The 13422-nt window shown below is 38.9% G+C and carries 14 protein-coding genes; 11 read left to right on the top strand and 3 right to left on the bottom strand.

Features of this window, described 5'->3' with window-relative positions; all coding sequences use genetic code 11:
- The first annotated feature begins 98 nt into the window (after positions 1-98).
- From M3182_RS09080 to M3182_RS09090, 3 genes are all read left to right on the top strand, one after another.
- Positions 99-755, top strand: a complete 657-nt coding sequence (locus tag M3182_RS09080) for an amino acid ABC transporter permease (protein ID WP_251557759.1) — start codon at positions 99-101, stop codon at positions 753-755.
- Entirely contained in the window at positions 755-1477 is a 723-nt protein-coding gene (locus tag M3182_RS09085; protein WP_251557761.1) for an amino acid ABC transporter ATP-binding protein, read from the top strand. The genes M3182_RS09080 and M3182_RS09085 overlap by 1 nt, the downstream gene beginning before the upstream one ends.
- Positions 1478-1732: 255 nt before the next feature.
- Entirely contained in the window at positions 1733-4498 is a 2766-nt protein-coding gene (locus M3182_RS09090; protein ID WP_251557763.1) for a bifunctional diguanylate cyclase/phosphodiesterase, read from the top strand.
- A 307-nt stretch (positions 4499-4805) separates the two neighbouring features.
- Here M3182_RS09090 and M3182_RS09095 read toward each other — a convergent pair whose 3' ends face one another.
- A complete protein-coding gene (locus M3182_RS09095) occupies positions 4806-5207 on the bottom strand; it encodes a cytochrome-c oxidase (RefSeq protein WP_251557765.1) in 402 nt (133 codons plus the stop codon).
- A 182-nt stretch (positions 5208-5389) separates the two neighbouring features.
- Between M3182_RS09095 and M3182_RS09100 the strand changes: the two genes are divergently transcribed.
- From M3182_RS09100 to M3182_RS09110, 3 genes are read left to right on the top strand one after another with little or no spacing between them, the layout of a single operon-like run.
- Positions 5390-6304, top strand: a complete 915-nt coding sequence (locus M3182_RS09100; protein ID WP_251557767.1) for an alpha/beta hydrolase — start codon at positions 5390-5392, stop codon at positions 6302-6304.
- A gap of 55 nt (positions 6305-6359) precedes the next feature.
- Positions 6360-6698, top strand: a complete 339-nt coding sequence (locus M3182_RS09105; RefSeq protein WP_251557769.1) for an alpha/beta hydrolase-fold protein — start codon at positions 6360-6362, stop codon at positions 6696-6698.
- Positions 6617-7132: an alpha/beta hydrolase gene (locus tag M3182_RS09110; RefSeq protein ID WP_251557772.1), complete on the top strand. Its 516-nt coding sequence runs from the start codon at positions 6617-6619 to the stop codon at positions 7130-7132. The genes M3182_RS09105 and M3182_RS09110 overlap by 82 nt, the downstream gene beginning before the upstream one ends.
- Positions 7133-7194: 62 nt before the next feature.
- On the opposite strand, the gene pabB is transcribed toward M3182_RS09110, so the two are convergent.
- Positions 7195-8937 (bottom strand): aminodeoxychorismate synthase component I, encoded by a 1743-nt coding sequence (gene pabB, locus M3182_RS09115; protein WP_251557773.1) that lies wholly within the window; start codon positions 8935-8937, stop codon positions 7195-7197.
- Positions 8906-9532: an anthranilate synthase component II gene (locus M3182_RS09120; protein WP_251557776.1), complete on the bottom strand. Its 627-nt coding sequence runs from the start codon at positions 9530-9532 to the stop codon at positions 8906-8908. Before M3182_RS09120 ends, pabB begins: the two co-directional genes overlap by 32 nt.
- A 481-nt stretch (positions 9533-10013) precedes the next feature.
- On the opposite strand from M3182_RS09120, the gene M3182_RS09125 reads away from it, so the two are divergent.
- The 5 genes from M3182_RS09125 (at position 10014) to M3182_RS09140 (ending at position 13319) form a co-directional block, all read left to right on the top strand.
- Positions 10014-10835, top strand: a complete 822-nt coding sequence (locus M3182_RS09125; RefSeq protein ID WP_251557778.1) for a formate/nitrite transporter family protein — start codon at positions 10014-10016, stop codon at positions 10833-10835.
- Positions 10836-10905: 70 nt separating this feature from the next.
- Positions 10906-11802, top strand: coding sequence for a superoxide dismutase (locus M3182_RS09130; RefSeq protein WP_251557780.1), 897 nt, complete (start codon positions 10906-10908; stop codon positions 11800-11802).
- Positions 11803-11992: 190 nt separating this feature from the next.
- Positions 11993-12832: an HNH endonuclease gene (locus tag M3182_RS09135; protein WP_251557782.1), complete on the top strand. Its 840-nt coding sequence runs from the start codon at positions 11993-11995 to the stop codon at positions 12830-12832.
- Positions 12833-12852: 20 nt separating this feature from the next.
- Positions 12853-12978 carry a hypothetical protein gene (locus M3182_RS26380; RefSeq protein WP_349775438.1) on the top strand — a complete coding sequence of 42 codons (126 nt, stop codon included), beginning with the start codon at positions 12853-12855 and terminating at the stop codon, positions 12976-12978.
- On the top strand, positions 12975-13319 hold the full coding sequence (locus M3182_RS09140; protein ID WP_349775439.1) for a hypothetical protein: 345 nt from the start codon (positions 12975-12977) through the stop codon (positions 13317-13319). The genes M3182_RS26380 and M3182_RS09140 overlap by 4 nt, the downstream gene beginning before the upstream one ends.
- Positions 13320-13422: the final 103 nt, after the last annotated feature.

The raw sequence follows: 13422 nt of genomic DNA on the forward strand, positions 1-13422 counted from the left end.
AAGCTGCTTAAAGGGTAAAAACATCAATAAACGAAATCTCTCATCTTGAATGCAAAAGCAATTGCCAAGAAGAGAGCAATTATAAGAGGGGAGAGAACATGGAAGTATTTTTAAACTCAGAATATATCAAACCAATGCCTTATCTATTAGAAGGATTAGTATATACATTGCTCATCACTTTTGCCGGGCTTTTCTTCGGCTTTATTATCGGGGCCTTCACCGGTCTAGGGCGATTATCAAAGAATAAATTCATTTACGGTCTATCATCTGTGTATGTTGAAGTGATCCGGGGAACGCCATTATTGGCACAAATTCTCTTTATCTACTTCGGATTATCACAGCTAATGGATATTAACATGCACAAACTCGTGGCTGCTATTTTAGCCATTGCACTCAACGCCGGCGCCTATATCGCCGAAATCGTTCGCGGAGCTGTACATTCCATTGACAAAGGCCAAATGGAAGCTGGACGTTCCATCGGCTTAACCAAAGGTCAAACGATGCGGTATATTATTTGGCCACAAGCATTTAAGCGGATGATTCCGCCACTTGGTAACCAATTTGTGATTAGCTTAAAAGATACGTCGTTATTTTCAGCCATCGCGGTGGGGGAAATGGTATATAAAGCGAAAACCTATTATGCTACGACATTTACACCTTTTGAAACATTAACCATGGTTTGTGTGCTTTATTTACTCATTACAATTCCAACCTCAATTTATTTAAGAAGGGTTGAAAGGAGACTCGATGTTTAATGATACAAGTAAAAGATTTGCATAAATCGTTTGGAAAACTTGAAGTATTAAAAGGAATTGACGCTGAGATCAAAGAAAAAGAGGTTGTTTGTGTAATCGGTCCTTCTGGTTCGGGCAAAAGTACTTTCTTACGTTGTTTAAATCTGTTAGAAGAAGTAACAAGCGGTGAGGTATATGTGGACGGAGAATCGTTAACTGACCCAAAAATTGATATCAATTCAATTCGCTCTCGGGTAGGAATGGTGTTTCAGCATTTTAATCTTTTTCCACATATGACCGTACTTGAAAATATTACGTTAGGGCCACGAAAGATTAAAGGTTATACAGACGCACAAGCCGAAGCAGTTGCCTTGCCTTTACTTGAGAAAGTCGGTTTATCAGACAAAGCGAGAGTTTATCCTGAAAGTTTATCAGGCGGTCAAAAGCAACGAGTAGCCATTGCACGGTCACTGGCAATGGAGCCGAAAGTGATGCTGTTTGATGAACCGACGTCAGCACTCGATCCGGAACTGGTTGGAGACGTACTACAGGTCATGAAAGACTTAGCGAGCGAAGGAATGACCATGGTCGTGGTCACGCATGAAATGGGCTTCGCTAAAGAAGTCGGTGACAGGGTTATTTTTATGGATGAAGGAATTGTCATGGAAGAAGGTTCACCAAACCAAATCTTTGAAGATCCGCAAAATAGTCGGACACAATCATTTTTAAGTAAAGTTTTATAATGATCTTTTATAAGAAAACAAAGCATCCCTTAAATAGAATTCCTCTATGCATTCTTTATTTTTGTCAGACATAAATGTTTGTACCTGAACGAAGTGTTTCCGTTTAAACGAATCTCAATCAGCACCAGTGAATGGAGCTCAACAATTTGTATAATTATGATGGATAATCGAAAACTAATTATAAGAAAAAACTCAGGACTAGTAAGGTTCTGAGTTTTTCTATTCTGAAAATTTATTTGGCGGTGTAATGCATTAATGGGAAACATTAGCCTGTTTACGAACTATAATTCCATCCTTTTTATCTTATCGATTATCACGTCTATCCTCACTTCTTATACTGCGATAGAACTCGTCGTAAGAGCAAGAGACTTATATGGGATGAAAAGAGCATCTTGGTTGCTAGGCAGTGCTTTTAATCTAGGGCTTGGAATCTGGTCGATGCATTATATCGGGATTCTGGCGCTTATGATGCCGCATCCGGTAGAGTATTCTCCTTTAAATTTCTTGTTAACGTTTGTCTTGGCTTTTTTGTTATCGACTATTCCTCTCTTTATTGTCGTTACCGAAAAGATAGTCGCATTTCGCGCAACAATTAGCGGAGTCCTCATGGGGATTGGAATAGGAGTCAGCCACGGTAGTGGAATGAGCACCTTCCATCAGCAATATGAGTTTTCTTATGATCCTGTCCTTACTTTAGGCGGGGTAATATTTAGTTGCATTTGTTCTACTCTCGCTTTTAAAACCTTTATCACCCAAGGTGCTTATTTTTGGGGTAAATTAAAAAGTGGTCTGTTATTAGGCAGTGCCATTAGCGGCTTGCATTATCTCGCAATGCTCGCAACGGATTTCGTTTATCATTATGATGGGCATAGTGAACATTTTACGCCAATGGTCAAGACAACTTTATTAGGCATTGGCGTCGAAACCACCATTGTTATGGTTGGTATTCTTTTATTGGTGATCACTAAAATCGATCAAAAAATGGATACTCAAAAAGAAACGATTCAATTAAATGAACAATACTACAAGTCTTTGTACGAACAAAACCCAGACACGATTCTAACATTCGATTTAGAAGGTCGCTTTTTAACTGCAAACCAAGCGTTAACTTCATTGTTTGGCTACCGGATTGAGGACCTTGTGAACAAACCGTTTACACCTTATATTGTTAAACAGGATTTGGAAAAAGCACAAAGTAATTTTAAAAAGGCAGTGGAAGGAACGGTCAATGCATTTGAGTGCGTAATTATCGATTCAGAGGGGAATCATCGACAGAACAAGGTAATCAATATTCCAATTGTCATAAACGGGAAAGTCATAGGAGTCTACAGTATTATCAAAGATGTCACTGAACTAAAACAAGCTGAGCAGGAGTTGCTGGAGGCTGAGGCGAAATATCGGAGCCTAGTGGAACACTCACTTGTTGGCGTCTATATTTTACAAGATAATCGTATGGTTTACGTCAACCCTGGTTTATGTGAAATAATTGGTTACTCTTATGAAGAAGCCATTACGAAGAGCTTAGATGAAATTATTCATCCTGACGACATTAATAAAGTGAAAAACAATGTTCAAAGAAGATTAGCGGGATCGGACACAACCAATACATATCAATACCGGGCGCTTAAGAGAGACAGAACCGTCATTACTTTACAAGTTTATGGAACAAAAATTATGTATAATGGGAAAAATGCGGTAATTGGGACTGTAATTGATGTAACGGAACAACAGCAAAATGAAGCAATCATAAAGCATATGGCGTACCATGACCAACTAACAGACTTGCCTAACCGAAATCTTTTCTATAAAAGGATAACGGAATTGATCGACATTTCCACCAAACTGGAAAGCGAGTTTGCCTTATTGTTTGTGGACCTCGACCGATTCAAACTAGTAAATGATAATCTAGGTCATGAAATAGGAGACCAATTACTAATAAAGATTGCGGATAAAATGAAAAGCTGTCTACGCGAAAATGATCTGATTTCAAGACATGGTGGCGATGAATTCACGATTTTGCTATCAGATTCAAATTTAGATACAGCTGTACACCTCGCAAAACAAATCTTAGCGGAATTATCCAAACCAGTCACACTTAGGAATCATGAAATAGTCATAACCCCAAGCATCGGAATGGTTCTTTTTCCGCGTGATGGGGTAGATCCGGATACTTTAATTCAACATGCAGATATCGCAATGTATCATGCGAAAAAGCAAGGCTCCAATCGCTTTCAAATCTTTGCTCAGGAATTGATGAAACAAAAAGAAAATGAGATTAAGATGGACATGGACCTAAGAAAAGCGCTAGAAAGGAACGAACTTTTTCTGGTTTATCAACCGCAGTTCAATCTTGAAAGTAAAGAAATCATTGGGGTTGAAGCATTAATTCGCTGGAACCATCCGGAAAAAGGGGTCATTGCTCCGAGTGAATTCATTCCTTTCGCTGAAGAGTCTGGTTTAATATTTCGAATTGGGGAGTGGGCGATTCGTGAAGCTTGTCAACAAAATAAAAACTGGCAAGCTCAAGGATTTCCGCCCATTACGATATCGGTGAATATCTCACCAAAACAATTCCAAGCACATTTAGTGAAACAGATTGAAACAATCTTGCGGGAGACAGAACTCGGAGCCAACTATTTAGAACTTGAAATCACTGAAAATATTACAATGGATGTCGAGTGTGCTATCGTAATTTTGCAAGACCTAAAGAAAATTGGAGTCAACATCAGTATTGATGACTTTGGAACGGGTTACAGTTCTCTTTCATATCTAAAAAAATTTCCAATCGATAAATTAAAAATTGATCAATCCTTTATCCGTGATATCTGTTCGGCAAGTGATCGAACACTCGTAATGACTATCATTATGATGGCCCATCATTTAAATCTGAAAGTCATAGCAGAAGGAGTCGAGACCGAAGAGCATGTTCGCTTTTTGAAAAAGCATCATTGTGACGAAGCCCAAGGCTATTATTTTAGTCAAGCGGTTTCAGCGGAAGAGATGGAAGTGTTTTGGAAATAAAAATCTTTTTGGTCTCAAATGACAAAGAAGAAACAGCAAAAAAACTGTAAGGACAGAAATCAGAGTCCTCGCGAGAAATCTGTCTAACAAGCAGCGTTTGGAGGACAGAAATTAGAGTCTCTGCGAGGAATCTGTCTAACAATTAGCGTTTGAAGGGCAGAAATTAGAAAATCCGTGTGGAATGTGTCTAACAAGCAGCGTTTGAAAGACAGAAAGAAGATCTCCCACAGGAAACAGTCACCAACCAGCGTTTTTGGCAGGCTCATTTTATTAAGTTTGTCTATAGTCATCTTAGGGCTATACAAAATCAATTCTTGTTTAAAAAGGAATTCACATGCTCCACTTTTACTTGTAAAAATACGTTTAAAACAAAGAACACGACAGCTAAGACAAGGAAATTAGGGAAAACCATTAATAAAATCAGAAGCGACTCGTTTCCTAAAAGAATGAAGGATAATCCTAGCATAAATAATGGGAAAGATATGTTATAAAGCCAAAAATGAAGTTGAGCTAGTTTCGTTTCGCCAGCTTTTGGGAAGAGAACGTAAATAATTCCGAATAGAGCCATTGAGGCCCAACCAATTAGATTAATATGTGCGTGTGCTCCAGATAGACGATGATCACCAATGATTTCCATCGTTAATCCCATCGCAACTCCAACTAAAAAATAGAAAGCAGCTAGCTTTAAAAACCAAATCCCTACTCTCATAATTTAACCCCCTTATGTGTTGAACAATATAATTTTATTAGGGGTTATGGGTATTTATTCCTAACCTATTTGACCTATAAAATATTAGAGCAAGGATTTTTTCAAGTTTACCTATAGTAAAACGAAAGAATCTGTAAATGATTAGAAAAAGGATGCTTTGTTAAAAGGAAGGAATTTCGAAAATGAAGCGAAAACTAGACGTAAAAGCCAAAATAAAATCAATCACAACAGATGCGAGCACAGCAGATATTCAAATATATTTAGATTATTATCAATTAAATTGGTCCGATGTTTATCATCATTATGAGTTTTACCAAATAAAGCGGGAAAATATATTCCTTCAGAGTTTTACCCCTAATGAGCCAATCGGCCGTGTGGTTGTCTTACATGGTTACTTAGATCATTCAGGTTCCCTGCGGAATTTAATCGATCATCTCTTAGCAGAACGATATCAAGTGATGACGTTTGATTTGCCAGGGCATGGGTTGTCTTCTGGGCCAAGAGCTGAGATCACAGCCTTTGATGACTATGTTCACGTTTTTGAAGACTTGGTCAATAACAGGTTCAAAGATACAGATTTGCCGTTAGCCGTTGTAGCCCATAGTACCGGAGGAGCAATTTGTATCGACTATTTATTGGAAAGCTCTTCTCCATTTGAAAAAGTTATCTTACTGGCACCGTTAGTGCGATCCTATCGTTGGTATAGCTCGAGATTGGGTTTTTTACTGATCAACCATTTTTTAAAAGAAATTAAACGGGTCTTTAAACGGAATTCCTCAAATCATAACTATCTCGAAGTGGTAAAACAGGACCCACTACAACATGACAAGCTCCCGCTAATATGGTTTGAAGCGTTACATACATGGTATCGAAGGATTCAAAAGAAGGCACCGTCACTTAAAAGGATTTTTGTTATCCAAGGCGACCAGGACCAAACGGTCGACTGGCAATACAACTTATCTTTTATCAAAAAGAAATTCCCAAACTGTACCATCTGCACAATACATGGAGGCAATCACCAATTACTAAATGAAGATAAACTATACTTAGAAACCACATTACACTTCATTCACAAAGCATTAGAAGACATGGAATGAATTTGGAAGGTGCCAGGCACCATCCAGTAATTGTTAATTGAAAGTGGGGGAGTTTATGATAGAAATGTTTTCGGTTTCGTTATTTGGGAAGGATCGAAAAATTCGTGTTTACCTTCCGAAAAGCTATCAACATGGTTTATCTCGTCGTTATCCTGTTTTGTATCTGCACGATGGCCAGAATGTGTTTGGAAACGAGGAGGCGATTAACGGTGTTTCACTAAAATTGCACAAATATTTAGATGATCAAGAACTTGATTTGATTGTTGTGGCGATTGATCAAAATACAGAAGGGGAAGAAAGAGTTAATGAATATTGCCCCTGGAAAAACGGCACTTTCACCGAAAAGTTAATCGGATCTATCCCGACTTACGGGGGAAAGGGAAGGAGTATATAAAGTTTATCGTCGAAAATTTAAAGCCGCATATCGACCATACATATCGAACAAATCCTGAACAAGCTTATATGGCTGGGATTTCCTTGGGTGGGCTGATTTCGACGTATGCCGCTTGTTGCTATCCGCATATTTTCAAAAGAGTGGCCGCCCTATCCGCAGCTTATTACAGAAACCAAGAAGAAATAGAAAATATCATTACAAAGAGTGATTTATCTTCCCTTGAAAAAATTTACTTAGATTGCGGCACAGCAGAAGCTGGCGAAAACGATAGAGTGAGTGAGCTGTTTCTGGACTCCAATCAAACAGTTTTCCAACTGTTGAAAATCAAAGTGAAACTAGCGGAGTCTCGTCAAATCGAAGGCGCACTACATAACTATGAAACATTTAAGCGGCGATTTCCCGATGTCATCAAGTTTTTAACATCTGAAACCTAGAATACTAGAAAAAGGGAGCATTCCTCCTACTTGTACGGTGGAATACTCCTTTTTTTCTACTTCTAATCAAATTGCACTGGTACCCATTTTCGGACACTATTCACAAACCATGCTTGACTCACGTATTCTAAATCTTCTATTGTTAGTACTTTTTCTTTAATCACATTATTTTGAAGTAAGTGTTGCCGGAAAGTTCCAGCTAATAAACCGCTGCAAATTGGTGACGTCCAAAGTTCTCCGTTCATTTCAACAACAAGATTGCCATTGGTAAACTCCGTAAGCTCTCTATCTTGGTTCCAAAGCAAAACGTCGAAAACGTCATCAGCCTTTTTCTGTTGAAAATAGTTGTAGATTTCACGATTTGTCGTTTTATGATATAGAAAAGGGTGCTCGCGGTCAACTGGTTCATCGGCCAAAGTGACAGTAAAAGGTGATTCAAAAGCAGAAAGTGGTTGCCCCTCAATCGTGATCTCACCGTTTTTATGTAGCAAAAGGCGAACTTTTCTATCCTCTTGTTGCAAAGCGGCATAGCTGTTCAAATGCTGTTTTACGTCATCACGCCTAAACTGATAGCCAAATGTACACGCGCTCCGCTCAAGCCTCTCCAAATGTTCAGCTAATAAAAAATAACGACCATTCTCAAGCAATAAACTTTCTAATAAGTGAAAGTCTGCTCGTTTTTCCTGTAGAAAACTAGCTTTTGCGAGTACCTCCTCATATTCTCCGTCAGCGGTTGAATCCCATGTCACGCCGCCGCCAACTCCATAGGTTGCTATTCCAGTTTGATGGTCAATTAGCACCGTTCGAATCGGGACATTAAAAATAGCTTCTTGATTAGGGGTGATATAACCAATTGCTCCGCAATAAACGTCGCGGGGAGACGTTTCCAAATTAGCAATTACTTCCATCGTCTTAATTTTCGGCGCACCAGTAATGGAACCACATGGGAACAAGGCTTTAAACACATCTACCAATTTGGTATCTTCCACGAGTTTTGCCGTGATCGTGGAAGTCATTTGGTGTACGGTTGGATAAGCTTCAATCTCAAAAAGCTTAGCAACATGGACTGTTCCCGGCTCAGCAATCATGCCCAAATCATTCCTCAACAAATCCACAATCATCACATTTTCAGACCGGTTTTTCTCAGAATGATAAAGCCAATCCGCATTGTTTTTGTCTTCTTCTGGTGTCGGACCTCGCTTCACCGTGCCTTTCATCGGACGGGTGGTAATGTTTTCTCCTTTTAAGTGAAAAAACAATTCAGGCGAAGCGGAAAGAATACTCACCTCTCCAGTATGAAGATAAGCACAATAATTCGCATTTTGTGCTTTCTTTAGTTTTTCAAAATAAGCCACATCATCCCCAGTAAATTTCGCGTTTAGCCGAATGGTGTAGTTTGTCTGATATGTTTCACCGCTCTCAATGAACTGTTTGATCGTGTTGATATCTTCTTCGTATGTTTCAACTGGAACGGAAGGAGTCCACTCTGAAATTTGATACACTCCTGAACTAGCAAGCGGTGATTCATGCGGTTCATCAAAGATTCCAAACCAAAGCAGTGGAAAAGATTCTCCACCTTTACTCACTTTAAAAGCAGTGTCAAATGCAGGTGCACTTTCGTAGGATAAAAAGCCAGCAGCATAAAAGCCATTTTGCACTTCATTTTGTACTTTTTTTAACATAGGAATCACATCATCAATAGAATTAGCACAAAAGATCTTCTTTGCATTTTTAAATGTAAGTGGCTTAATATGGCCATCACTAGTGGCAAACTCAAACGATAATAGGGGTTCTAGTTGTGTCATAATTTAATTTTTCCTTTTGTTGTTGTGCTGGTTGGTTGATAAAAAAGTTTTGCAACAAATCTAGCCCTTGTTCTGATTGAATCGCTTCCGGGTGAAATTGAACGCCCTCAACGGGAAACGCCCGGTGCCGCAACGCCATGATTTCTCCATCCGTACTGCGAGCACTGATTTCAAGAGAATGAGGAACCGTGTGCTCGTCAACTATTAATGAATGATAGCGTGCCACCTGCAAAGGCTTTGAAAGTCCAGTAAAAACGCCTTGATTGTCATGTTCAATTAAAGAGACTTTTCCATGCATCGGCCGTTTGGCTTTAATAATTTGACATCCAAATGCTTGGGCAATAATTTGCTGACCAAGACATACCCCAAAAATCGGAATCTCCTGATAAAAAGTTTGGACAACCTCTAAACAAATACCTGCAGAATCAGGGTTCCCTGGACCAGGAGACAACAGAATATGGGAAGGGTTCAATTTTGAGATTTCCGCTATTGTAATCTGGTCATTCCGTTTCACAACCACGTCTTCGCCAAGCTCACGAATATACTGGAATAGATTAAAAGTGAAAGAATCATAGTTGTCGATTAATAAAATCATTGGGAAACTGCTCCATTTCTTAGCTATTTTTAATAAAGTCTTTTCGCAAAATATGTTGTTAATGGAAAAAGTTAAGGGCTATTTTAGTTGTAAACTTGGGTAGACCTTTTAGGAGATAGCCTATAAACAACATCTTCATTAAAATCATGTATAGATTTTCATAACTACTTCCACGTTATCAGCCTTTGTTAAGTACTATTTAAAAGCATTCTAGCATGAAGGAGAGAAATTTTCGTGCTTTTTTCACAATAAATCTCTATTAAATTGTAATATTTTTAAAGCTTCTTCGAAAAAGAAAAGAGTAGAATGAAGAGGTACATAGAAGAATGGAGCAGGATGGATTTGCAGTGTAGGGAGGAAGTGACAATGAAAATGAAAGTGAACACCAAGTTACATCTTAGTAAGAGGTGCATCTTCCTAAAACTATTTAATATTAAGTGAGGAGTTTCACAAACAAAAAAGAAAATGAGGCGCAAAAGGAATGGCATATCGAACTCAAGAAGAAAATATCGAAAAAATCGTTGAAACAGGTGTCAATAAAACCGGCTACCCCTTCTTGAAAATTTTCATTTTAGGTTTCCAAGCAGGTGCGTTTGTTGCGTTGGGATATTTATTATCAATCCGAGTAACCGCCGTTCTTCCCGAGCATTTACAAGGGCTCAGTAGTTTGGTCGGAGCATCGGTGTTCCCAATCGGACTAATTTTAACTTTACTCGTTGGTGGGGAGTTGTTAACTGGCAATATGATGACAGTTCCATTTGCCAAGCTCGCAAATCGTGTTACCTTGCATCATGTATTTATCAATTGGTTTTTCGTGATGATTAGCAACTTTCTCGGCGCTGTATTTATTGCCTATTTTTTCGGACATGTGGTGGGTCTAACGGAGTCCGCTCCATATCTAGCGGAAACGGTATCGATTGCGGCTCATAAACTTGACGCAACTTTTATCCAAGCGTTTATTTCAGGGATTGGATGCAATTGGCTTGTTGCCTCTGCTGTTTGGCTTTGTTACTCCTCAGATGACTTAATTGGGAAAATTGTTGGCATTTGGTTTCCAACAATGGCGTTCGTAGCGGTCGGGTTCCAGCATGTTGTAGCGAATATGTTTGTGATTCCAAGTGCAATTTTTGCTGGCTATTTTTCCTGGTTTGAATACTTACATAATTTTATCCCTGTGCTCTTAGGGAATGCCGTTGGCGGCGCGATTTTTATCGCCGGGGCGTATTGGCATGCTTATATGAAAAAGGACTCTCCGCCAAAAACATTTTCGAAGCAATTTTATAAAACAGGGGAAGGCTCCTGAAACGGGCACCAATCCAATATTTGCCTCATAGGCTGTTAAAGATGTTTTATTCCTAGGGAGGCGAAAGAATTTGGCGGAAAAATCCTACCGAGAAATAATCGCTGATTGGTGCAACGAAATTGAGTTTACGTTTATCGATGTAAAAGATCACCTAATCGGGCGTATGGATGAAAATGAAATACAAACTTGGGAAGAACAATTAAGTTTATTAAAAAGAGAAGTAGAAGCAGAAGTCGATATTCAAGATGAAGTTTCTTTATATGAAAAAGCAACTTTGTTACATGATGAATTAAATTCTTTTCTCAGCCAGGCAGAGCGTCAAGAGGGGATGCAACTTCAACCTGTACCGATTGGTGGTCATCGTTTACCACCAATGCCATATCGTTATGATGCATTGGAACCAGTCATTGCAGAAGAAATTATGAGACTTCATCATACGAAGCATCACCAAGGGTATGTAGATGGGTTAAACAAGGCTGAAAAAGAGATGAAAAAAGCTCGTGACAATAACGATTTTAGCTTGATCAAACATTGGGAAAGAGAAGCCGCTTTTCATGGTTCTGGTCATTATCTTCATACGATTTTTTGGAATGTAATGAGTCCTGATGGCGGTGGCAAGCCATCGGGAAGATTAAAAACAGCGATTGATCAATCTTTTGGAAGCTTTGACAAATTTAAAAAGCACTTTACAGAAGCAGCGAAGAATGTTGAAGCTGTCGGTTGGGCTATTCTCGTTTGGTCTCCGCGCGCTCACAGATTAGAAATTTTGACAGCAGAAAAACATCAAAACTTAACTCAATGGGATACAATTCCATTGCTTGTATTAGATGTATGGGAGCACGCTTATTATCTTCAGTATAAAAACGAAAAAGGAAAATATGTTGAAAATTGGTGGAAAGTGGTTAACTGGAAGGAAGTTGAAGACCGATTTAATAAAGCAAGTAAGCTAACTTGGCAGCCATATTAACAAATTTTGAAGTCCCAAAACGACTGATTTGTTTTGGGACATTTTGTTATATAGAAAAGGCTTAAGCTTTGATTTGCCTGAACAATAAATCATGTTCTATCCTCACTCAAAATATTTCTTTTATCTTCCACTAATGGACAACTTATGCACTGTTTCATCTTTGGCAATCATGTAGATAGGATGAAATGTTATGGAGGGGATTATCATCGGATTCTTTCATGTGATTGGAAAAGGCATTGGAACAGTAGCGGGGGTTGTGCTAGGTGGTGGAGTTCGTTTTGTTGGCAAAAAGCTTCATTCTCCGGGGGTCGAAGAATTTGGTGCCGGTATAACAGAAGGTACGAAACAGGCGATGGAACGTGTCGGGAAGAAAATCAATCAAGCTGACCACGACAGTGTTGATGTTTTTTCAAAGAAGGAACTAAAATCAGAATCAGGTGTGGACCCATTGAAAGCGTCGGCTCTAGAAATACTTGATAATACTGGCAACTCTCTTACTTATCAGGTTAAAACGTCAGGAGTGATGTATGAAGGGAAACCCGCTGGACTTAAGAACGGTAAAGTGAATGCAGGTTTCATGTTTTCTGTGGGGAGTGTCGATTTTAAAAATACTCATAAAGAACAGGATAAATCAAAAGAAAATGTCAAAGCTGACACAAAGGTTCCGTTTGTTGAAAAAACGATTGAACTACCGATTGGGGAAGTAACCGGGACTTTTCCTGTGTTTGATGTTGGATATGAAATACAGTTACCAGAAAGCTTGTATCTTTATTCTGACGATGTTCATTTTGCTTATGCTAATATAGAACTACATCAAGCTTTGGAGACAAATTCGGATTTAGTTCATGAACTAAACTTGGATCAACAAGATATTGAGAGATTAAAAGTCGGCAACACACCTGACGGCTATGCATGGCATCATCATGAAGAACCTGGCAAACTGCAGTTGGTTGACCGCGACTATCATCAGCATACTGGACATACCGGTGGTCGTGAACTCTGGGGCGGTGGATTTGAAAAACGCTATTAATTATAGGGAGAGAGAAACCAGTGGATGCTAGTACCGAGACATATTTTAAAAATTTAACTTCAACAGACAAAGAAGAACAGTACGTAGCCTATCAAAAAATCATGCTCGTAACAAAAGAACCAGTGAATTGGGCTTATGAAGTTTGAACCAGTTGGTTACAGAGTTAACTGATAAGGACGCTCATAAACGTTCAAGAGCGGCGCAGTTCCTTAGTCAGCTTGCCATTAGTGACCCTGAAAAACGAATTTTACGTGATTATCCCTCCATATGGGAAGTCACCAAAGATAAAAAGTTCGTGACTGCACGCCATAGTTTGCAAAGCATTTGGAGGATCGCACTTGCTGGCGATGAGCAAAAAGACCTCGTCCTTAAAAGCATCACAGAGCGTTTTCATACTTGTGTAGGTGAAAAAAATTATACGTTAATTCGCTTTGACATTATACATGGATTGCGAGACTTATTGATGAAACTCATGATGAGCAAGTAAAGTCACTCGCATTAAGGTTAATTGAGGAAGAAGAGGATGAAAAGTATAAGAAGAAGTATAGTGGCGTATGGCAAAACGTTTAGTGTGTTTGAATGCATACATA

Origin of the sequence: Mesobacillus maritimus (genome assembly GCF_023715205.1) — a bacterium.
Taxonomy (GTDB): Bacteria; Bacillota; Bacilli; order Bacillales; family Cytobacillaceae; genus Mesobacillus_B; species Mesobacillus_B maritimus_C.